The organism is Pseudomonadota bacterium (assembly GCA_039024915.1).
Lineage (GTDB): Bacteria > Pseudomonadota > Alphaproteobacteria > Rhizobiales > MH13 > MH13.
This window is the reverse complement of the sequence record JBCCPK010000005.1, coordinates 14,105-36,162: the sequence shown is the minus strand read 5'-3', so window position 1 is coordinate 36,162 and position 22,058 is coordinate 14,105. Positions and strand designations below refer to the sequence as shown.

Below are 22,058 nucleotides of genomic sequence, written 5' to 3'. Positions count from 1 at the left end.
GGAGCCAGTCATGAAAAAGATACGCCTTACACGACGCCATTTCCTTGCCACAGCTGCAGCGACAGGTGGTGTACTTGCTTTCCCGGGTTTGCGCCCTGCCTTTGCGGAGACCAAAACGCTTGCCGATATCAAATCCGAAGGCGTTCTTCGTATTGGCTGTGAAGCGACCTATCCGCCGTTCACCTTCCGTGACGCTGGTGAAATCGTTGGATATGACGTCGATCTCGCTGCGGTTATGTGTGAAACGCTTGGCGTTGAACCGGAGTTCGTCGACACGCAGTGGTCGGGCGTCATCCCCGCGCTCTATGCCGGGCGCTTTGATGTGATCATGTCGTCGATGAGCTACCGTAAAGAGCGGTTGGAGCGCGTCGCCTTTTCCATTCCTTACGCCGAAGCATCCCAGGCCCTACTGATACGCGCTGAAGACGCCGAGACGATCACGTCGATGAATGATCTATCGGGTATGGTGCTAGGCGTGAAGCTTGGGTCGCCCGGCGAGTCCATGCAGGAGGGGCTGAGTGAAGAAATCGCCGCCGCGACGGGTTCAGGTTTCTCCGAGGTGAAAATCTATGATGACCACCCCGCAGCCTATCTGGCGCTCTCTCAGGGAAGCGTCGATGGTGTTCTCAATACACTGCCGACACTGGGGCAGGTCATGAAGGATAGACCGGGCGCATACGCTCTCGTGAGACCGGTGGGCAGTCCCAATTGGGCTGGCATAGCGGCGCGGAAAGAGGATCCGGAGATCGTCGCTTTCCTCGACGAGGAACTGACGCGGCTGAAGGATAATGACGAGATTTATGCGTTGCAGGAAAAGTGGTTTGGCTTCCGCATGAATTTGGCTGACGAGATCCCGTCTTTCGGCTAACCGCGTCTCACTTTCCGGCATTGCACAGTGACCATCGACTGGGACATCATCGCGATGGCGATGCCACTCCTGGCCGAGGGGGCCATCGTGACCATTCAGGTCTCGGTCCTCTCGGCCATTTTTGGTCTGGCGCTTGGTATAGCGTTAGGTCTGGCGTCCCTGTCCCGATCGAAGCCACTTAAGTGGTTGGTTGCCGCCTATGTTGACTTCATTCGTGGCACGCCCCTGCTCATCCAGATTTTTCTGGTTTTCTTCGCGCTGCCGGTCATTGGAATCCGGTTCGACGAGTTTTGGGCTGGCGTGGTCGCCTTGTCGCTCAACGCCGGTGCCTTCGTCTCCGAAGTCGTGCGCGGCGGCGTGGGAGCGATCGAGAAAGGCCAAAGCGAGGCTGCCAGGTCTATTGGCATGCGCAATCGCCAGATCCTTATCCATATTCTCCTACCCCAAGCCTACCGGCAGATGATTCCACCGCTAACCAACGAGTTGATAAGCCTCGTCAAGAACTCGTCGCTGCTGTCGGTCATTTCGGTCTATGAATTGACCCGTGCCGGTCAAGCGATCATCTCGCTGCATTTCGTTCCGTTTGAAATCTACATGTTGCTGGCCCTTTATTATTACCTGCTGCTCAAGGTCCTATCGGTCCTTTCCAAAAAGCTTGAGCAAAGGTTGCCGCAATGGTGACCGCCTTTCCCCGTTTGCGCGCCGAGGGCATCGAGAAGAACTTCGGCGAAACGCCCGTTCTGAAGGGTGTGGATATGGATGTCGATGCCGGGCAGGCAGTGGTGATCATCGGGGCGTCTGGGTCTGGGAAGACCACCTTTTTGCGCTGCCTCAATCGACTTGAGGACCCGACAAAGGGAACGGTCTGGCTTGATGGCGAAACCGTCGGTGGGTCTTTTGCAGCCGACCAAGGTGGTTGGCGGTCGGCCTCCGAAGCGCGCATGTCTGAGCAGCGCCGTCAGTTTGGATTTGTGTTCCAGCGTTTCAATCTGTTTCCACACCTCACAGCCCGGCAGAATGTGGCGATCGGGCCAGAGAAAGTGCGGGGCTTGAAGCGATCAGAAGCTGATACGCTGGCCGAGCAGGAACTCGGACGGGTGCAGTTGGGCGACCATATGGACAAACGCCCTTCCCAACTGTCCGGTGGCCAGCAGCAGCGCGTGGCGATCGCCAGAGCACTGGCCATGGAGCCCCGCATTATGCTGTTTGACGAGCCAACCTCAGCGCTCGACCCGGAACTTGTCCAGGAGGTTCTCGACGTTATGAAAGCGTTGGCTGAGGGCGGGATGACCATGATCGCGGTTACGCACGAAATGGGTTTCGCCCGCGAGGTGGCGGATCGGGTGGTGTTCATGGCCGATGGTGTCATCGCCGAAGATGGTCCGCCCGACCAGATCTTCACCGCGCCTCAAGTCCCGGCGACGCAGAAGTTCCTGCGGCATATCCTGAGGTCTTAGTTGCCCATGGCCGAGATTTTTCCCGATGACGACGTCGCCGATCTGGTGATCGAAAACGCGATCATCCTGACGGCAAATCCGGACCGCCAGGTCATCAGAGATGGGCGGATCATCGCCAAGGACAAGCGGCTCGCTTACGTGGGCTCGAAGCGCGGCCCCCCACCGGCGGCGCACCAGCTTATCGACGCTGATGACATGATCGCCACCCCCGGCCTCATCAATGTTCACACCCATACAATCCTGACAATGGTGCGTGGGGTCGCCGAGGATATGGGGTTTGCTCCGGCGTACACGCCGGGTGTCCCGCAAGGGCATATGATCACCGAAGAGGAAGCGGTTGCCCTTGCTCGGCTGGGGGCACTGGAGGCCGCACTGTTTGGCTCAACACTGATCAACGACACCTACGTCCATGCCGATTTGACGTTGCCAGCCATGGCGGAGATCGGATTGCGCGTCACCGCGTGCGGCCGCATCCATGATGTGGACTTTTCCGGCGTGTCTGCGGGACGATGGACTTACGATCCAGCGATCGGTGACCGCACTCTGAGTGAGGCACTGGCATTGGTGCAAAGGTATCATGGTGCAATGGATGGGCGCCTGGGCGTCCAGCTTGCTGCCCATGCACCTGATACTTGTTCAACGGGCTTTCTGAAGCGTATCCGCCAAGCGCGCGACGATACTGATCTCATCGTGACCACGCACTTGGCGCAAAGCCAGATCGAGGTTGATCGTATTCGTCAGCGCGATGGTAAGACGCCCGCCGAGCTGCTTGACGATCTTGGATTGCTCAATGACCGGCTTATCGCGGCTCATTGCATTTTCATGACCGAGACCGACATCGCTCGCACAGGGGCTGGAGGGGTCCATGTTGCGCATATTCCCAAGGGGAACGCCACCGGCGGAACGATTGCACCGACCCTGAAGCTGCGGGCTGCGGGGGCCAATCTGTGCCTGTCGACCGACAACATGCACGCAGACATGGTGGAGCTTATGCGCTGGGCTCTGGCCGTCGGACGGCTGCAAGAGGGTAAGATTACACAACACTGGCAGCCAGAAGACATGTTGGAGATGGCCAGCATCCATGGGGCGAGGGCCATGGGTATGAGCGCTGAGATCGGATCGCTGGAAGTCGGCAAGAAGGCCGATATTGTTCTCATGGATGCCAACCGCCCGCACTTCACGCCGCTTATCGATCCCTTGGGCAACTTGGTCCATGTCGGCCAAGGTCGCGATGTTCGTCACGTGTTTGTCGACGGCGAACAGATCGTCCGAGATGGCGCCCCGACAAGGGTGAATGCCGCCGAAATCATGACGCAGGCGCAAGCTGCGGCCGAGGCTCTGTGGTCCAGGGCGCGCAGAGCGTCATAGGGCAGCGCCGGTTGGTGGCAAGAGATTCAAGCGCCTAATATATAATCAGAAATACATATTGAATGCAAAAAAGCTGCGCGCGACAGGCCGCGAGATCCAGCTTATAACGGAGGCCTCTCCACGTAATTTCCCTTACGGTCCATCAGCGGTCCAAAGGCGGGTGGCATGCTCAAAAAGGCTCCTTCCTCGGAACAGGCGCACTCTACGGCAGCCTCTACCGACCAGGTTGGCGAACATCTCACCCTCGACGGCATCACGCATAGCTATGGGGAAGGCCTGGCAGTTGATGATGTGACCTTGGAGGTTGCAGGCGGCGAGTTGATCGCTCTTCTCGGCCCGTCAGGCTGCGGCAAATCCACCTTGCTGCGCATCGTTGCGGGCTTTTTGGAACAGACCCGCGGAAGTGTCGTGATTGGCGACCGAAACGTGGACACACTGCCGCCCAACCGGCGCGAAGTGGGTATCGTTTTCCAGAACTACGCGTTGTTCCCGCACATGAGTGTGGCTGAAAATATCGCGTACGGTCTGGATGCACGCGGCGATGACAAGGCCAGCCAGGCTGAACGTGTTCGCGAAATGCTCGCCACGGTCCGCATGGAAGCGTTTGCCGACCGGAAACCGCGACAGCTGTCTGGTGGCCAACAGCAACGTGTGGCGCTCGCACGAGCGCTCGCGGTCCAACCACGAATTTTGCTGCTGGACGAGCCTTTTGCGGCGCTTGACAAGAATCTTCGCCTCGACATGCAGATCGAGATCAAGCGTTTGCAGCGTCAGTTTGCGCTGACGGCTATACTGGTTACCCACGACCAGGAAGAGGCTATGTCGATCGCCGATCGCATCGCGGTCATGAACAGCGGAAAGATCGAACAGCTCGGCACACCCGTCGCAATCTACGACGAGCCCAAGACGCTGTTTGTGAACGACTTTATAGGCTCATCGAACAGGTTTGATGGGGAGATCGTAGAGCGCAAGGCGCAGCAATATACGGTCAAGCTGAAGAACGGCGCGATCTGGAGGGTCGAGAGCAGTAGCGGCTTTGCCAAGGGCGATGCGGTGATTGTCACCGCCCGGCCGGAACAGCTCGAATTGACCAGCTCAGCGCGGGATGACGCTTTCATCGTTGAGCACGCTCTCAGTCTGCCCATCGGTGGCTCGCTTATTCACGACGTTGAGACCCCGTCGGGAACCACCGTGAAAGTTGCCGCTCCTCGCAGACCCGGAGAAGCGGCGCCTCCTATGGGGCCGACGCACTGCGGCCTCGCCAAAAATGCAACCCCGATCCTTTTCCCCCAACCGGGCGGCTGATGCCTCCCATGACAAGAAGGACAATGCCATGACCCAATTGACCCGTCGTTCAATCTTGCAGGGCGCTGCCGCGCTCGGCGCCGCTTCGGCGCTGCCGTTTTCAGCCGCCCGCGCAAGCGGATCGCTTTCAGCCGCCATCTATCCCGGCACTTGGGATGAGGCCTACCGAACGGTCGTTGCGCCGCTTCTGAAGGACAACCATGATGTCGACGTGGCCTTTGACCCGCTTTGGGCTGTCGATCAGGTGACCAAAGCACGGGCCGGGCGTGGCGTCGCGCCGTTCGATGCTTTTGTTCTCGATCCCGGCCCTTCGGCTTCTGCGCGTGATCAGGATTTGTTCGAACCGCTAGATGCGTCGATGCTGACCAACGCCTCGAAACTGCCGGAAGGTATGGTCACCGCCGATGCTGCCACCGTGAACGTGCAGGTGGTGGGTATCTGCTACAACCCGAACGCCTTCGATACGCCGCCGACGCGTTGGGAGCAGCTGTTTGAAAGCCCCTATGTTGAGCGCCTTGGCCTGACGGGGTTCCAGACCACGTTCGGCACCGTGTCGCTGATTGAAATGTCCAAGGTGTTCGGTGGCTCGGCCACCGATGTGGAGCCCATCTTTGCCAAGCTGCAAGAGGCTCTGCCCAAAGTTGCCGCGGTGACCGGTCCTGCGGGCCTGCCGGGCTTGTTCCAGCAAGGTCAGATCGACCTGATGTATACCAACACCAACAATGTCGCGACGCTGAAAGCACGCGGCGTGGATATTGAGTTCATGGCTCCGGAGACGGGCGCTATCACCTTCTCGACGACGCTTCACGTCGCCAAAGGCGCCGAAAACGTGGAAGAGGCGCACAAATACATTGATACGGCGATCTCAGCGGCCGCGCAGTCCCAGCTTCAGCTTTCGCCGTACAACATGATCCCGGTCAACAAGGATGTTGAGTTGTCCGAGGATCTCTACATCAAGTCCGTCGATGAACTATCCGATATGGTTGTTCACGACTGGAGCATCATCAATCCACAGCGTGCCGATTGGATCGAGCGCTTCAACCGCGAAATCACCGCGAGCTAAATCCATGGCGGGCGCGGCACTCTCAGAACCCGGACGTGTTGACTGGCGGCTCGCAGCGCCGCTTGGTTTGACCTATCTGGCGTTCTTTGCTGCGCCCCTCATCATCTTGCTGGCCATGTCGTTTGCGGCGGACGACTTCTTCACGGCCTTCTCGTTTCACGCGTGGATCGATTTCTGGGGCGACTCCTTTTATCGCGGCGTTGTCTACGACACGGTGCGCTTGGGACTGGTCGCGGTAATCGCGACCTCCCTCATGGCCTATCCGATCGCGCTGCTGTTCGTGGCCAGCGGACCGCGCATGCGCAAATTGCTGATCTTCATTATCCTGTTACCGCTGTTGATTTCGGTGGTGATCCGCACCTTCGCCTGGATCGCTATCCTGGCGCGAGAAGGCGTCGTCAATCAGACGCTGATTGCGTTGGGGCTCACATCAACGCCGCTTAACCTGCTTCAAACGGAACTTGGGCTCGTCATCGCTCTAAGCCAGATCGAAATGCCGTTGATGCTGTTGCCCCTTATAACGGTGATGCAGCAGATCGATCCGAGCCTCTCCGACGCGTCACGAGCACTTGGCGGCTCAAAATGGCGGACCTTTTTCAAGGTTACGCTGCCGCTTTCGATTCCCGGCTGGATTGCGGGGGCAACGCTTGTTTTTGCGTCCGCCACAACAGCGTTCATTTCGCAATCCATCATCGGCGGAGCGCGGCTCGTCTACCTTCCCTCTCTTATCTGGCAGCAGGCCATGGTCGTCTACAACTGGCCCTTTGCGGCCGTCGCATCCGTCACCCTTCTGGTTGCGGTGCTTGCGGGGGTAACCTTGTTCTCCCTGCTTGGCCGCTTCGCGCGTACGGACTGAAGGGTAGGGACCTCAATGGCAAAGCGGCGCAGCACTCCAAGTGACCTTTCCTACTCCTTTGTGATGGGTGGGTTGGCCGCACTTGGTATCGCGATCCTGATTGGTCCCGTCCTGATTGTGCTTTTGACGTCCTTCACATCGTCGCAAGCGCTGCAGTTCCCGCCCCCGGGGTTCTCTCTTGAATGGTACAGGTCGCTCTTCGACCCTGTGCAGTCGGGGCATATTCATACCGCGCTGGCAAACTCGCTTTGGGTAGCCGCCGTTGCGACGGCGTTTGCCTGCGTGATCGCAACTGCGGCAGCCTTGGCGATGGCGCAGATCCGGGGTGCGCGGGCAAGGGCCCTCGAAGCGAGTTTTATGTCGCCGCTTATTCTGCCAGGCCTGTCGTACGGTCTGGCAACCCTGATGTTCTTCGCGATCCTTGGTTTTCGTCCATCCCTCAATCACCTGATCATCGGTCATCTTGTGGTCATAGCGCCGTTCGTCTTCCGCACGACCCTTGCAAGTCTGTCGCAGTTCAACCCGGCGCTTCTCGAAAGTTCCGCGAGCCTCGGTGCGACGCGACTTTATGCCTTCCGGCGCATCACGTTGCCCTTTATCGCACCAGGGATAGCAGCGGGCGCATTTCTTGCATTTGTGGCATCGATGGACAACGTCCCCGTGTCACTCTTCCTATCGAGCGCGCGCACCAACATGCTGCCGATCCGGATGTGGGGCATGATGGAGACAACCCTCGATGTCCGTGTCGCCGCCATCTCCGGGGCACTCATTGTTATCGTCCTGGTCCTGATGATCATCATGGATCGGCTGACCGGCCTAACCAGACGCATGAGTGCGGGGTGAGTTCTCTGATATGACCTACGATCGTGATCTTGTTGGCTACGGAGCATATCCTCCCGATCCAAAATGGCCCAATGGTGCGCGCATCGCGATCAACTTCGTGATGAACTACGAGGAAGGTTCGGAGCCCTCGTTTCAGGACGGCGAAGACTTTACCGAAACTGCGTTGACCGAGGCGCAGGGACTGGGCCAATCCATTGGCGGGCGCGACTTAGCCGGCGAAGGGCTGTTTGCCTATGGCAGCCGGGTAGGCTTCTGGCGGCTGATGCGGCTGTTCCAAGAACGCGATCTCCCTATGACGATCTTCGGATGCGCGCTAGCACTCGAGCGCAATCTGGAGGCGGCGCGAGCAATACGGGAGTCAGGCTTCGACTGTTGCTGCCACGGATGGCGCTGGATCAAGCACTTCGAGCTCAGCGAGGACGAAGAGCGCGAGCACATCCAGAAAGCTGTAGCCTCCCTTCAGCGGACCCTGGGTGAACGGCCACTGGGCTGGTACTGCCGCTATGGCCCCAGCCTCAACACCCGCAAGCTGGTCGTTGAAGAAGGTGGATTTCTCTACGATTCCGACTGCTATGACGACGAACTACCCTATTGGACGGGTGCGCAGGGAAAGCCTCATCTCGTGGTGCCCTACACACTGACCAACAACGACACGAAGTTTTGCGGTCAGTTCGCAACCGCTGACGACTATTTCCAATGGCACAAGGACGCCTTCGATATGCTGTACAAGGAGGGTTCCACCGCGCCAAAGATGATGTCGGTGGGTCTGCACATGCGCCTGATCGGCCACCCGGCCCGCGCTGTCGGGCTAGAACGGTTTCTCGATTACATCATGCAGCATGACGATGTTTGGGTGACGCGTCGCCTCGATATCGCAAACCATTGGGCGACCACCCACCCATTCCAAGACGCTTGATGCCGCGGACAGAGCCTCCATTGCACGCGGTGACTGTTGCGCTGGGCGATCAACGATACCGTATCGATCGACCCTTCGGCCATTGGCCAGCGAACACAGGCAAGGTTTCCGATGTGGTCGTGACAGCGGAGGGCCAGGTTCTGGTGCTGCTTCGCCACGACCCTTATGTCGATCCGGATGAACCTCGGGTCATCGTTCTGACCGCCGACGGAGACTATACAACGGCGTGGGGCGGGGCCGAGATTGCGGACGCCCATCTGATGGCGCCCGCACCAGATGGGCGAATTTTCGTTGTCGATCGCGACATGCACGAAATTATTGTTTTCTCTCCAAGCGGAGAAAAGCTGGGAGGCATCGGGAAACGGGGATGTCCCGGGGAGCCGTTCAACCACCCCACCGATATTGCCTTTGCACCATCAGGCGAGTTTTACGTTTCTGATGGGTACGCTGGGTGGCATGTGCACAAGTTTTCATCGACTGGTGCGCATGTAGCAACTTGGGGGTCTTTCGGCAGCGGTCCGGGGGCCTTTATCGAACCGCACTCGTTGTGGTGCCTACCAACCGGAGAGGTCGCCGTTGTCGACCGTTGCAACCACCGGATCCAGCTTTTCGATGCCCAGGGAACCTATCGCAGGGAGTGGCATGGGTTTCGGCGACCTGTGGGCATTTGGGGCGATGCCGATGGCGATGTTTTTGTCAGCGATGAGGTGCCGAGCCTGCACCGGATGCGCTCAGATGGCAGTCGATTAGGGCGCGCGCGCCCAATGCTGAACGGCGCCCATGGCCTTTTCGGCGCACCCGATGGAACGCTCTATTTGGCGGAAGCAAACCCCAGTCGTCTTTCGCGGCTTACACCGATTTGACACGGGCCAAAGCGCTCCCGCATTGAACCGCCAGTTGGGAACGCGCGAGAAGTGATGCGTTGATGACTGGCCCAAGGACCAACTTATGTCTGAAGCGATTGGAGAACCTGACCCACGTGCCGGAGGCATATCCATTCACTGCGTTGACATTGCGCGCGGTGTTCCAGCTGAAGGCCTTGAAGTTCGTCTGTGGAGGCTGGGAGAACCGCGGGTTCTTCTTGCATCGGGATCGTGCTCGTCATCCGGCACTCTCCATCATCCCTGCCAAAACGGAGTAGGGGTCACAGCGGGTCAGTATGAGGTCGAATTTGAGGTTGCCGCCTATTACCGGCAGGCCGGTATAGAAGTGCCCAACCCGGCTTTCTTGGAAACGGCGATCTATCGGTTTGGGATAGAGCAGGTCTCCGAGCATTTTCACCTGCCGATCAAGTTCACCGCTTGGGGGTTCTCCTTGTTCCGCGGCGGCGCATAAAAAGGCGCGTGCTCGGGCTTCTCACACCTTCTGGGATCTGGATCTCACCGGCCGGATAGCCAACAAGGATTAGTCGTTGACCTTGTCGAGCCCGATACTCATCGCAACGATCACCAATGCGATGATCGCCAACAGGATTTGAACACCGGAGACCGCAGCGACCAGGGGGGTGCTGGTGAACTGAACGAGTGCGAGCAACTCCACAGGGAGTGGGCGATCGCGAAAACCGTGGGTGAAGATGGCGACCGAAAGATTGTCGAAACCCTCAACAAAGGTGAACACCGCCCCCGCAAGGATTGCCGGCAGAAGCAGTGGAAAGGTGATCGTTCGCAGGCTCTGAAAAGGGCTTGCACGAAGGTTGGCAGAGGCTTCTTCCAACGCAGGGTCAAGGCGCATCAACCGGCTTTGAACCGTTCGGACCATCACGGCCAGAACGAAGACCGCGATTGAAATGGATTGCAGCCATATCGATGGCGACACGCCAACAAGTGCCCCAGCGAACAGGATGGCGACCCCAAGAACAATCCCCGGCACCATGTGTGGAACCAGAACGAAGACGGAAAGCGCTGTTGTGCCAGGAAACTGACCGCGCACGCAGGCGAGCGCTGTCGGTACGCCCAGGACAATGCACAGGACGGTGACGGTGATGCCGACTTGCAGGCTGTTGATCATCGCTTCGACAAGAACACCCTGCTCGAAGACTTCCCGATACCAACGCAACGTGAAGCCCTCGGGAGGAAAGCTGACGAAGGCGCGTGTATCAAAGGAGATTATGAGCACGATGATGGAGGGGGCCACGAGCAGGAAAAGCGAGAAAATGGCGAGTGCCAAGATCGCGCCAATGCCCAGGATATCGGTCAACGAAGCGCGCTTAAACAACGTCATGCAGCCCGTCCCTTGGTCCAACGTGTGAAGCGGTTGGTGAGGAGTGCGATGATCACCAAGACGATCAGGCACGTGACCATCAGGATAAGTGAGCTGACCGAGCCCTTGCTCCAATCCAATGAGAAGACGACCTGTTCGTAGACCATCGTGGCGGCATTTAAATAGTTGCCGCCGCCCAAAAGCTGCGGAACGACAAATGTCGTGTAGCTCAGGGTAAAGACCAGTGCGGCACCTGTCCCAATGCCTGGAACACTCATGGGGAAAATGACCGTGCGCAACGTGGCAAGATGAGAGGCCCCCAAATTTTCTGCCGCTTCCACAAGCCGGGTGTCGTGCCTGCTCATCACGGCAATGAGCGGCAGGATCATCACCGGTAAATGGATCTGCACCATGCCGATCAGAACCGCCCAATGCGTGTTCATGATCCGCAGCGGCTGGTCGATCAATCCGACACCGAGGAGCGTTGAGTTCACGACACCGCGCCCACCCAGAATAACCAGCCAAGCATAGGTCCGCACAATGCCGCTGGTCAGTAGGGGAGCGATGGTCAGGATCAAAATGATGCGCTTGGTCCAGCGCCCACCGACCAGAAAAAGATAGGCCACCGGATAGCCGAAAAGCAGGCAGAAGAACGTTGTGGTCAGGGCAAGGTTCAGTGACCGCTGAAAGGTGATCCAATAAAGCGGATCGGTCAGTGCGGTTGTCAGATGTGTCAGCGAAAAGGTCTGCGAGACAATCGCGCCGCGCGCCACTTCAATGTCTGAAAACCCCAGTGACAACAAAATCGCAAAGGGAACCACCGCCATAACAATCAAAACAATGATGGACGGCACAGCAGGCCAAACACCGCGCCCTGAAAGAAGCGCGTCGACCACGCGCTCCCCCCATCCGCCTGTCTTTACTGATGTCGTTGCTACCGCCATCAACGTTCGGCCGGATAGATGGAACAATAGGCGGGATCAATGACGCGCAGACCGACTTTTTGGCCGTCGGAAAAGACCTGGGACTGTTCCTGCCGCATCGACAGGACCTTGATACGGTCGTCTCCCACGGCGACGTGGTACTCAACCAGCGGCCCAACCGGACGGTGAAATGAGATGGTACCTTGCCAACCTTCAGGCCGAGGCTCATCCAGACGGATGTTGTGCGGCCGGACCATCACCTGGACGCGACCATGCAGATCAGTCCGTTTAAGCTGACCATCGGGGAGCGCAACCGCGCCATTCTCTGCATCGCCTTGTAAAAAGTTCGACATGCCGATGAAATCGGCAACGTAAGCGGTCTGGGGTCTATCGAACACTTCGTCGGGTGGCGCCGCTTGCTCGATCCGGCCGGCTCGCATGATAGCGATACGGTCGCTCATCGTGAGGGCCTCTTCCTGGTCATGCGTAACAAAGATCGATGTCAGACCGAGCTTCTTGATCAACTGCCGCAGCTCGACCTGCATGGTGCCGCGCAGTTTGGCGTCCAGTGCATTGAAGGGTTCGTCCAGCAACAAGACCCGGGGCTCCATGACCAAGACCCGAGCAATGGCAACCCGCTGCTGCTGCCCGCCCGACAACTGGCTGGGATAGCGCTCTTCGAACCCGGTGAGCGACACCGTCTCCAGCGCTTTGGCGACGCGTTCGTTGATGATGGACCGCGAACGACCCAGCATGCGCAGCGCGTAGGCAACATTTTGAGTGACGGTCATATGCGGGAATAGGGCGTAGCTTTGAAAGACCACGCCCACCGGCCTGCGGTTAACCGGAATGTTGCCCATATCCTGGCCGTCGATCTGGATATGTCCGGCATCGGCATCCCAGAAGCCGGCAATGCACCGCAACAGAGTTGTCTTGCCACAGCCTGACGGGCCCAGAAGTGTGACAATCTCGCCTTCGGCAACATCGAGCGAACAGTTGTCGAGAACCGTCAGGCGGTCGAACCTTTTACTAACGGCCCCGATGCTCAGCACCGGGGCCGTGTTCTCGCTGTCGGCCCTAAGACCGGCAGTATTCGTCATCATGCGGCAAACATACGATCAAACGTCTCGACCGTTTCGCCCCGTAGCGGAGCGAAGGCCTGCCAATCGAGAGACGTTGTTCCATCGAGCTCTTCTGGAGTTGATGGGACATAGGGTGCAGCGTCCGCAGAGACCTCAATCCCTTCGACAACGGTGCCAAAGTAGATCGGCGCGCTGCCAGCCATCTGTTGAATATCGGGGGTCAGCAGAATGTCAGTGAACTCGTGAACCAGATCGGCGGTTCCATCGGCCGTATTCACAAATTGGACAATGTTGGTCGGTAGCATGAGCGGTCCGGGTCCGGCGATCTTGGCATATCCGATCGGCAGGCCAGATGAGGCAGCCAGTGCAGTGTTGACGTGCCACAAGGGTGCTAAATCCACTTCACCGCGCTCGATCATCTGTTGCAGCAAGGGTGGGCTGCGGCCGACCAGCGGGTTGAGCTCTTCCCATTTGTTCAGAGCAAAGGCCATGTCATCCTGCGGCATCCCAAATGCTTCGCACGTCGCCGCAAGAACGCCCAAGCCAAGGTTTGACTGCGGGCGACACATGCCGATCCTGCCATTGAACTCACCGCTCCAGATGTCTTCCCAGCGCATTGGTGGCGTGGTGATCTTGGTGGTGTCATAGGCGATGCCGATACCTTCGAACCAGATCGGCTGACCCACATCATAGCCGTAGGGCATGAAGCGCGGATCAACGTTTCCGGAATTGGGGATCTGGCTGAAGTCGAGCGGTACAATGACGTCTTCCGCGAGTGCATTGACGATCGCGGGAGAGCCCATGACAGCCAGGTCGTAGGGCGAATTACCGCGGGCAGCTTTAATCTGCGCCAACGCTTCAGCGGATAGACCGCCGATGACGCGCAATGAAACGCCAGGATTGCGACGGCCAAGCTCTTCGCCTGCTGCGATAAGTGGTGCGTCTGATGCGTTGCCATATCCTACCATGACAAGCTCGCGGGCTTGCGCGCGCAGGACGGTCGGTGCGGCCAACAGGCTGGTGGAGGCCGCCATACCGCCGAGGACGGTGCGTCGAGTCAATCTCATCAACATTCTCCCTTGTGCTTTCCAAGTGGCAGCTCATCGTCTGCCATGGGAACCATCGATCGATCGTATGATGACAACCGTGAAACCACTTTCGATAATTCACCTATCGAAAGTTTCAGCAAATTCCATGCCAAGGTCAAGTCGTTTTACGTATCTTATCGGCCGAGCGAGCTTCGGGGCCTTATGTCGATGCTAGGCCAGCATGACCTGTAGACCGGCGCTTTCCAATGGCTGCAAGCCGGTAGGACTGGCCTCATCGTCTGTAATCAATGCGGAAATTTCCTTTAAAGCAGCGATCCTCGCGCCCGCCACATGTCCAATCTTGCCATGGTCTCCAAGCACGATGGTGCGGCGCGAGGAGGCGATCATCGCACGCTTGATCTCGACCTCTTCAAAGTGGGCGTTCGTGAAGCCTCGCGTGGCGTCGATGCCACCGCAACAAATGAATGCACAATCAGCATTCAACTGCTCAAGAATTAAGCCTGCGAAGGGGTGTGTAAGGGAGCGCGAGCGTCGATTGCGGCCCGTCTTTTTGAGCGTTCCACCCGTTACAATGACCGCGATTCCCGGGTGCTGTTCCAATATGATGGCGATGTCCAAGCTGCTCGTGATGACCACGACATCGTTCAGCTCATGCGGCAGTGCTGCCGCCATTGCTGTGGTGGTTGTCCCCGCATCCAGAATGACGGTCTCGCCACTGCGCACCATCGATGCCGCCAGCTTGCCAATGCGCTCTTTCTGTGCGCTGAAATTGTGACTTGGCAGTTCGATCGGCCGTTCGAAGCGGGCCGGCTTGATTCGGGTCGCGCCGCCCCGTACCCGTCTGAGCAACATACGCTTTTGCAACATATCGAGGTCGGTGCGTATTGTGACTGCCGACACGCCAAACATCTCCGACAGGGCTGTTACTTCCACAGTGTGCTGCGTCTCCAACAGGGACAGGATCTGTTCCTGCCGGGGATTGATCGGATCGGAAACGTCGCTCGTTGCCATTCGCTTGCTTTCGGAAGTGACTTGCGTTTTACATTAAAGTGATGATTATCGAAAGCGCTAGGGCTTGACCAGCCTTAGCGACCAGCTCTGCTCAACCGAACAAATTTGGAGTGTTTTGTGAACATCGCCCACCGCATTCAGGAAATCAGACGCGAGTCCTCCTCAGATGCCCCCGGTGATCCCGAACGCTTCCGGCGCGTGGCGCTCACCAAAACCGAAATGATGAGCCAAGGTGATGCTATCAGAGCTACCCTTGAGGCGAACGTCGATCCGCTGTCGGGCATCGGTTCGGACCTTGCGGATCGCAAAATCCGCCGGGTCGCCATGGTGGGATGTGGCGATAGCTGGGTATCAGGCTTTGGCGTTCGGCAGGCGATGGAGCGTTATCTTGGTGCGGTCAGCGAGCCGTGCGAAGCGTTTGATTTCGCGACCTACGGCACCGATGTCATCGATGATGAAACGGTTGTCATTGGGCTGAGCTCAAGCGGGAAGACAGAGCCGGTTATTGATGGGCTGAAGGATGCGCAAGACAGGGGTGCCTATGTTATTGGGCTTTCCAACACGCTTGGCTCGCCGCTGATGGAGGAGTTTCCCGGGGCCTTGCACATTCGTGCGACCCGTGGCGGCTGGCCGACCCAGTCCAGCACGGCCGCAATGGCGCTGAAGCTGGCACTGACTGCGTCAATTGCGGAGGCTTGGGGACATGACGCCTCGTCGCTGCGCCAGGCGTTGGCAGAGCTGCCGGGTCAGGTCGATGCTGTTTCGCAGGCGTTTTACGAACCAGCCAAACAGGTAGCGAGCCATCTTGCTCGTGTCGAGTTTGTCTTGCTCGCCGGCGCTGGGCCGTTCTTTGCGCCGGCGGCTTTTGGGGCCGCAAAGCTGAAGGAACTGGCACCAATCCATGCTGAGGCCTTCCCGCTGGAGGAGTACCATCACTACCGAACGCAGAAGGCCGGTGATCCACTCTTCTTGGTAGCCGGAGATGAAGCGAGCCACGAGCGCGCCTTGGAAACCGCAATCATGAGCAAGGGTTCGAAAGGCTTTTGTTTGGCTCTTCTGCCCGAAGGCGAAACCGACATTGCCGAAGTTGCCGACATCGCCTGGCACCTGCCCAAAGTTTCGTGGGAAACTGCGCCGATTGTCTTCAGCGTGCCACTTCACCTGTTCGGCTACCATGCCGCAATGGAGCGAGATGCTCTCGGCTTGGGCGCCCCACACCTCGGGCTCTAACGATGGGGCCCGATCTCGTCACCGTGGGCGGCTTGACGGTCGACCACGTTATCACCGAGGCGGGAGACGTTGGGCTGAGCAAGTCGGGTGGCAATGGTGCCTATTCGGCTGTGGGGGCTCTGCTGTGGCAATGTCGCGTCGGACTGGTCAGCTGTGCCGTCGAAACCTACCCAAAGCCGACTTTGTCGCGCTTGGAACACCACGGAATTGACCTCGCGGGCGTCGCATGGTCAACGGCGAAACTGACCGCCGGCAGTTGGTTTATCTACGACAAGCAGGGGCGGCGTGAAGAAGGGTTGAACAGCCCTTCGGAGGCCTTGTCGGACGCGGGTTTCCCCACCGATTGGCTATCACCTGAGCAGATTGTTGCGTGGCGCGCAGCCCTGATCGAGCGACAAGATCCAGATGAAATTGACTACGGCACCTTCCGCACCCTCAACCCCCTAACCGTAGGCCAAATCCCCGCTGATTGGCAGACGGTTCGTGGCGCGCACATTGCGCCAAGCAGTCTGAGTGTAATGCTTGCGATGAGCGCGTTTTTCGAAGGCGGGGGCACTGTGATCACGGCCGATCCCGGTTGGCAGCTGGCCGAACACAGTCTCGATGAAATCACACCCCTTCTATCGCGCCTGGACGCGTTCCTGCCCAGCGAGGTGGAATTACGCGCGTTGGTGCCCGGTGCGAACAACGCCGATGCCCTTCGATTGCTCGCCCAACGTTGCCGGGGTGCTGTTACAGTCAAACTGGGACCAGAAGGCTGCTTGGTGTGGAACCGCGAAGCACAGACTGCGGACCTCGTTCCGATCCAACCGGTCAAGACGCTTGATCCAACCGGCGCGGGAGATGGTTTCTCCGGGGGCTATTTGGCGGGTTTGGTTGAAACCGGCCATCCTTTCAAGGCGGCGCAGTTCGGCGCGATCAGCGCCGCGAGGATCGTCAGCTGTTTCGGTGCAGACGGGCCCCTTCCGCACGACCGCGCCGCGGCGCGAGCCTTACTCGTGCCCGGAGTGCAGGCATGCCACTAAAGCTCTTTGATGGCCCACCCCCGATCATCGCGGCGTTGCATCTGCCCGATTTTGCACGGTCGCGGTTTCGATCCATGAGCTGGTTTCAGGATTATGTTCTGACCAACGTGGGCATCTTCGTGGACGCCGGTATCCCATGGGTTAAACTGCAAGACCAGACCCGCACCAGCGATACAGCCGCCCCGGATACGCTGACGATGATGGCGGCGCTGGGGTGTCTCATTCGGAACGAGTTTCCAAGCCTTGGTCTTGGCATTATTGTTGAAGCACATGATGCCAGGGCCGCCCTTTCCATCGCGCACGCCGTCAACGCCGATTTCGTGCGGTTGAAGGTTTTCGTCGGCGGTGCGATGACCGCTGCCGGCCCCAAGAGTGCTCTGGCCGCCTCAGCGACTGGCTACCGCACCCAGATAAACCGCGAGGACATTGCCCTGGTCGCGGATGTGCACGACCGGACGGCGCGACCCTTATCGGATGAACCGCAACCGTTTGCGGCGCAGTGGGCCGCCAAGTCGGGCGCGGACGGATTGATCATCACAGGATCAAGCTTCGATGATACCAGGCAGCGCGTTGAGGCGGTTCGGCAAACGGTCCCGGCACTGCCGATCCTTGTCGGGGGTGGCGTGACCGTATCGAATGTCAAAGCTGCTCTGTCTTTCAGCGATGGGCTTGTTGTCTCAAGCGCCTTGATGCGAAAGGACGCTGACCCGGATGACCTGGCGCAATGGGATCCCGATTTGTGCCAGCGGTTCATGGAAGCGGCCAAACAAACATGATCTTTCGAGATTTTGCGGGATATCGAGAAAAGCCGCCGCCTATTCGATGGCCCGGTGACGCGAACCTTGCAGTTTCCATCGTTGTGAACGTTGAAGAGGGTGCCGAACTTAATCTGGCGGCAGGTGACGCTTATAACGAACATATCTATGAGGCCGTCGAGAAGATCGAAGGCACCCGCGACCTGTGCATGGAAAGCCATTTCGAGTACGGACCAAGGGCGGGATGGCCGCGAATTCGCGACATGCTGGCAGAGCGCAACATTCCGGCAACGTTGAACGCCTGCGGCCGCGCCATCGCGGAAACACCATGGATCGCTCAGGAAGCGGTTCAGGCTGGTCACGAAGTCGCGGCCCATGGTTGGCGTTGGGAACGCCATGCCACCATGCCGGAGGCCCAGGAGCGCCGTGCGATTGCCTTGACCGTCAACGCTTTGGAGGCGGCATGTGGCCAGCCTCCGGTGGGTTGGCACACGCGTTCCGCCACATCGCTGAAAACGCGGCAGTTGCTGATCGAGCAGGGGGGCTTTCTATATGACAGCAACGCCTACAATGATGACCTACCCTACACTGTAGAGACACCCGCAGGTCCGCATATCATTCTTCCGTACGCGTTCGATACCAACGATATGCGCTTTTATAATTGTGGCGGGTTCGTGTTCGGCGATGACTTTGCGCGTTATTGCATCGATGCCTTTGACCGGTTGTATCGCGAAGGTGCATCCGCACCGCGCATGCTTTCGATCGGGCTGCATACACGCATCATCGGACGGCCCGGCCGGATCGGGGGGCTGGAAACGTTCCTTGATCATGTTTGCCAGCGTCAGTCCGTTTGGTTTGCCACGCGGGCGCAGATTGCCCATGCTTGGCGCGAAGGTTTGGGCCTGCCTTCCTGGAAACCGACAGCCTGCCCAACCGGCTTTGCGGACCTTGGCGAGGAGCAGGACCAGCCTTGACGCGCGATCTCATCGGCTATGCTGGCCAGTGGCCGGATTTCACTTGGCCCAACGGAACGCGTTTGGCAGTCTCTGTCGTCGTGAACTTTGAAGAGGGCGCTGAACAGCAAATCCTCGATGGTGACCAAACGAACGAGCGGATTGGCGAAGTCCTATCGGTGGTGCCAGAGGGCCGTTCCGACCCTGGACAGGCCCAGATTTTTGCCTATGGCATCCGAGCCGGTGCATGGCGCATGGCCGATGCACTTCGCCGTTTTGACATCCCTATGACGCTGTTTGCCTGCGGACGCGCTGCCGAGCGCGCCGCGCTGGTACTATCGATGCTTTCCTCGGGTGGGCACGAGGTGGCGTGCCATGGTTGGCAGTGGCGGCCGCACGCAGACTATCAGGATCGGGAAACCGAGGCGGCTGATCTCGACAGGGCAGCCGATGCAATCGCCTCGGCGACGGGCCACAAACCCCTGGGTTTCTTTTGCCGGGGAGCCGAGAGCCCATGGACCAGAGATCTGCTGGTGGAGCGGCGCTATCGGTACACCTCCAATGGCTTTGACGATGATCTGCCCTACCGAGACCCCAGCGGACTGCTCGTCGTACCCTACGCTCTCGACAGCAATGACATGAAGTTCTTTCACCCCAATGGTTTTGTGCGATCCTCGGAAATGGTCGATTACATTCGTGACGCTTTGGATGTGTTGGAAGCGGAAGCTGCGGCAGGCCACCCTCGTCTCTTGAACATTGGGTTTCACCTTCGGATTGTCGGCAGGCCGGGTCGGTTCAAGGCCTTCCAAAACGTTCTTGAGGAGCTGGATCGGCGTCGTGAGCGGTTGTGGTTGGCGCAGCGTATACAAATTGCCAACGCTTTCGCCGAGGCCGTTCCTTGAGACTTGCGCTGATCAATCCAAACACGTCCGCCGACACGACAGCGGCTATGGTCAGGATCGCCAACGAGGTCGCTTCAGATGAAGCCCGGATCGCTGGCTTCACCGCACCATTTGGGGCCGAACTGATCACCGATGAACCCTCACTTGACCTAGCGGATGGTGCCGTTCGGGCGATGGCGCCAGAGCTTACCGGATTTGATGGAGTGATCGTCGCTGCCTTCGGTGATCCCGGTCGTGAGAGCCTTCTCGCCCAACTCGAAGTCCCTGTGGCAGGCATTGCGGAAGCTGGCATGGCGGAGGCCGCAGCGGGTGGGCGGCGGTTTGCGGTCGTTACGACCACGCCGGAGCTTCGCCAAAGGATAAGCGAGACAGCTGCGTCCCACGGCCACCGGAACTTTGCCGGAACGTGGACCACCGGTGGTGATCCGGCCGCCTTGATGCGTGATCCTGATGGCCTCGAAGATGCGCTTGAGAGCACGATCACGGCAGCTGTTGGGCAAGCGAAAGTCGACGCAATCATTATTGGCGGCGGCCCGCTCGCCGTGGCGGCCCGTGCTCTGGCGCCGCGAGCACCGGTCCCGCTGATCGAACCCTTGCCTGCTGCGGTTCGACTGGTCATGGCACGTGCATCGGACGGGCACATCCCATGAAGCAGATGTTGGTCACCGCTGATCGCATCCTGACAGGGTTCCAGGACGATGGATCACCCTCAATCGTTGAAGACGCTGGCCTGCTGATCGCCGGATCGCGCATCGAAAAGATCGGCAATGCCGGTGAATTGCGGAAAGCTCATCCGGGCGTTTACGAGGTTGGTGGGCGGAACCAGGTCGCGATACCCGGTTTGATCAATGCGCATCATCATGTCGGCCTGACGCCCTTTCAAATGGGCGCTCGCGACCAGCCGTTGGAACTCTGGTTCCCCGAGCGTTTGGCCATGCGTGACGTCGATCCGCGTTTGGACACGCTGTACGCAGCTTTCGAGATGATTGCGTCGGGGGTGACGACGGTCCAGCACCTGCATAGCCGCGCACCGGGTGACGTCGATGCGGTGATTGCGAGGGCCAACCGCATTATCGGCGCCTATACGGAGCTTGGAATGCGGGCATCGTATTCGTTTGCTCTGCGCGATCAAAATCGCATGATTTATGAAGCGGACGAGGTCTTTGTTGCGTCGCTTCCTACCGAGTTACAGGCGCCCACTGCGGCCTATCTTAGCGGTTTTGGTCTTCCCTTAGAGGACCAAATCTCCGTCTTTCATGCCCTGCGTGAGCAGTGGGCGGCAGACCCGTTGATCGGCATCCAAATCGCACCCTCCAATCTGCACTGGTTATCCGAGGCCGCCCTCGAAAGTGCCGCCTTGATGGCCGAGGAGACCGGCGCAGCCGTACACATGCATCTGCTTGAGACCCCATACCAGGCTGAATATGCGCGGCGGCGTACAGGTGGATCGGCGCTGGAGCATGTCGATTCGTTCGGATTGATCGGACCCAACCTGACGATCGGGCACGGGGTCTGGATGACGTCGGATGATTTGGCGCTTCTATCCGAGCGTGGGGGGTGTCTGTGCCACAATTGCTCGTCCAACCTACGGCTCAAGAGTGGAACAGCCGACTTGAATGCCTTTCTTGAGAGCGGTGTCCCGGTGGCGCTGGGTATCGATGAAGCAGGCATCAATGATGACCGCGATATGCTGCAGGAGATGCGTCTCGCCCTGACGCTGCACCGGCCATCCGGTCATGGGGCACCCGCTCCTTCGGCGGATCAGATCTTACGCATGGCGACCGAGCATGGTGCAGCCACCACGCCATTTGCAGGCCACATCGGGCGGCTGGAAATCGGCGGATATGCCGACATCGTCCTGCTGGATTGGACCAGTGTGACGTCACCCTATCAGAACCCGGCACTCCCGATCACAGACGTTCTGGTGCGCCGCGCAAAACCGAATGCGGTGGAAACCGTGATCATTGGCGGTGAGGTTGTGCTGCACGGTGGTCAGTTCACAAACGTGGATGGGGCGGAGGTCCACGCCGAAATCGCGCGCACGCTCAACCGGTCCGACACGGCAGAAGAAGCGAGACTTCGACGCCTTGCTGCGGACCTGATTGAGCCGGTGCGGCAGTTTTACAAGGACTGGATATGAATACGCGCTCCGTGTTGGTGACCGAGCCGTCTTGTGCTGGATGGCCCAGGCAAGCGGTCGTACCCACTACTGCGGTGCCGACCTGACACACCTACGTATCGAAGGTCATCGCG

Annotated in this window: 23 protein-coding genes; 18 read left to right on the top strand and 5 right to left on the bottom strand. The window is 58.9% G+C overall.

Going from position 1 to position 22,058, the window contains the following annotated elements:
• Positions 1–10 precede the first annotated feature (10 nt).
• From AAF739_10755 to AAF739_10705, 11 genes are all read left to right on the top strand, one after another.
• Positions 11–868: a transporter substrate-binding domain-containing protein gene (locus tag AAF739_10755; GenBank protein ID MEM6383143.1), complete on the top strand. Its 858-nt coding sequence runs from the start codon at positions 11–13 to the stop codon at positions 866–868.
• Positions 869–895: 27 nt separating this feature from the next.
• Entirely contained in the window at positions 896–1,549 is a 654-nt protein-coding gene (locus AAF739_10750) for an amino acid ABC transporter permease (protein ID MEM6383142.1), read from the top strand.
• Positions 1,543–2,325, top strand: coding sequence for an amino acid ABC transporter ATP-binding protein (locus AAF739_10745; GenBank protein ID MEM6383141.1), 783 nt, complete (start codon positions 1,543–1,545; stop codon positions 2,323–2,325). Before AAF739_10750 ends, AAF739_10745 begins: the two co-directional genes overlap by 7 nt.
• Before the next feature lie 6 nt (positions 2,326–2,331).
• Positions 2,332–3,693 carry an amidohydrolase family protein gene (locus AAF739_10740; protein ID MEM6383140.1) on the top strand — a complete coding sequence of 454 codons (1,362 nt, stop codon included), beginning with the start codon at positions 2,332–2,334 and terminating at the stop codon, positions 3,691–3,693.
• Positions 3,694–3,858: 165 nt separating this feature from the next.
• Positions 3,859–4,998, top strand: coding sequence for an ABC transporter ATP-binding protein (locus AAF739_10735; protein ID MEM6383139.1), 1,140 nt, complete (start codon positions 3,859–3,861; stop codon positions 4,996–4,998).
• A gap of 28 nt (positions 4,999–5,026) precedes the next feature.
• Complete coding sequence (locus tag AAF739_10730; GenBank protein MEM6383138.1) at positions 5,027–6,061, top strand: extracellular solute-binding protein; 1,035 nt, start codon at positions 5,027–5,029, stop codon at positions 6,059–6,061.
• Between the two features lie 4 nt (positions 6,062–6,065).
• Complete coding sequence (locus AAF739_10725) at positions 6,066–6,917, top strand: ABC transporter permease (protein MEM6383137.1); 852 nt, start codon at positions 6,066–6,068, stop codon at positions 6,915–6,917.
• A gap of 15 nt (positions 6,918–6,932) precedes the next feature.
• Positions 6,933–7,760 (top strand): ABC transporter permease, encoded by an 828-nt coding sequence (locus AAF739_10720; protein MEM6383136.1) that lies wholly within the window; start codon positions 6,933–6,935, stop codon positions 7,758–7,760.
• 10 nt (positions 7,761–7,770) lie between these two features.
• Positions 7,771–8,676 carry an allantoinase PuuE gene (locus tag AAF739_10715; protein ID MEM6383135.1) on the top strand — a complete coding sequence of 302 codons (906 nt, stop codon included), beginning with the start codon at positions 7,771–7,773 and terminating at the stop codon, positions 8,674–8,676.
• Between the two features lie 29 nt (positions 8,677–8,705).
• A complete protein-coding gene (locus tag AAF739_10710) occupies positions 8,706–9,539 on the top strand; it encodes a peptidase (GenBank protein MEM6383134.1) in 834 nt (277 codons plus the stop codon).
• Between the two features lie 85 nt (positions 9,540–9,624).
• Complete coding sequence (locus AAF739_10705; protein MEM6383133.1) at positions 9,625–10,011, top strand: hydroxyisourate hydrolase; 387 nt, start codon at positions 9,625–9,627, stop codon at positions 10,009–10,011.
• Between the two features lie 69 nt (positions 10,012–10,080).
• Here AAF739_10705 and AAF739_10700 read toward each other — a convergent pair whose 3' ends face one another.
• From AAF739_10700 to AAF739_10680, 5 genes are all read right to left on the bottom strand, one after another.
• Positions 10,081–10,896 (bottom strand): ABC transporter permease, encoded by an 816-nt coding sequence (locus AAF739_10700; protein MEM6383132.1) that lies wholly within the window; start codon positions 10,894–10,896, stop codon positions 10,081–10,083.
• Positions 10,893–11,771 carry an ABC transporter permease gene (locus AAF739_10695; GenBank protein MEM6383131.1) on the bottom strand — a complete coding sequence of 293 codons (879 nt, stop codon included), beginning with the start codon at positions 11,769–11,771 and terminating at the stop codon, positions 10,893–10,895. Before AAF739_10695 ends, AAF739_10700 begins: the two co-directional genes overlap by 4 nt.
• Before the next feature lie 47 nt (positions 11,772–11,818).
• A complete protein-coding gene (locus AAF739_10690; protein ID MEM6383130.1) occupies positions 11,819–12,901 on the bottom strand; it encodes an ABC transporter ATP-binding protein in 1,083 nt (360 codons plus the stop codon).
• Complete coding sequence (locus AAF739_10685) at positions 12,898–13,947, bottom strand: extracellular solute-binding protein (protein ID MEM6383129.1); 1,050 nt, start codon at positions 13,945–13,947, stop codon at positions 12,898–12,900. The genes AAF739_10690 and AAF739_10685 overlap by 4 nt, the downstream gene beginning before the upstream one ends.
• Positions 13,948–14,139: 192 nt before the next feature.
• Positions 14,140–14,940 carry a DeoR/GlpR family DNA-binding transcription regulator gene (locus AAF739_10680; protein ID MEM6383128.1) on the bottom strand — a complete coding sequence of 267 codons (801 nt, stop codon included), beginning with the start codon at positions 14,938–14,940 and terminating at the stop codon, positions 14,140–14,142.
• 117 nt (positions 14,941–15,057) lie between these two features.
• Here AAF739_10680 and AAF739_10675 point away from each other — a divergent pair, with 117 nt between their 5' ends.
• The 7 genes from AAF739_10675 to AAF739_10645 are packed head-to-tail and all read left to right on the top strand — an operon-like array spanning position 15,058 to position 21,945.
• Positions 15,058–16,170: an SIS domain-containing protein gene (locus tag AAF739_10675; protein MEM6383127.1), complete on the top strand. Its 1,113-nt coding sequence runs from the start codon at positions 15,058–15,060 to the stop codon at positions 16,168–16,170.
• Between the two features lie 2 nt (positions 16,171–16,172).
• Positions 16,173–17,195: a carbohydrate kinase family protein gene (locus tag AAF739_10670; GenBank protein MEM6383126.1), complete on the top strand. Its 1,023-nt coding sequence runs from the start codon at positions 16,173–16,175 to the stop codon at positions 17,193–17,195.
• Positions 17,186–17,971 (top strand): BtpA/SgcQ family protein, encoded by a 786-nt coding sequence (locus AAF739_10665; protein ID MEM6383125.1) that lies wholly within the window; start codon positions 17,186–17,188, stop codon positions 17,969–17,971. Before AAF739_10670 ends, AAF739_10665 begins: the two co-directional genes overlap by 10 nt.
• Complete coding sequence (locus AAF739_10660) at positions 17,968–18,924, top strand: polysaccharide deacetylase family protein (GenBank protein ID MEM6383124.1); 957 nt, start codon at positions 17,968–17,970, stop codon at positions 18,922–18,924. Before AAF739_10665 ends, AAF739_10660 begins: the two co-directional genes overlap by 4 nt.
• On the top strand, positions 18,921–19,805 hold the full coding sequence (locus tag AAF739_10655; GenBank protein MEM6383123.1) for a polysaccharide deacetylase family protein: 885 nt from the start codon (positions 18,921–18,923) through the stop codon (positions 19,803–19,805). The genes AAF739_10660 and AAF739_10655 overlap by 4 nt, the downstream gene beginning before the upstream one ends.
• Positions 19,802–20,455, top strand: coding sequence for an aspartate/glutamate racemase family protein (locus AAF739_10650; protein ID MEM6383122.1), 654 nt, complete (start codon positions 19,802–19,804; stop codon positions 20,453–20,455). Before AAF739_10655 ends, AAF739_10650 begins: the two co-directional genes overlap by 4 nt.
• Positions 20,452–21,945, top strand: a complete 1,494-nt coding sequence (locus AAF739_10645; protein MEM6383121.1) for an amidohydrolase family protein — start codon at positions 20,452–20,454, stop codon at positions 21,943–21,945. The genes AAF739_10650 and AAF739_10645 overlap by 4 nt, the downstream gene beginning before the upstream one ends.
• Positions 21,946–22,058 lie beyond the last annotated feature (113 nt).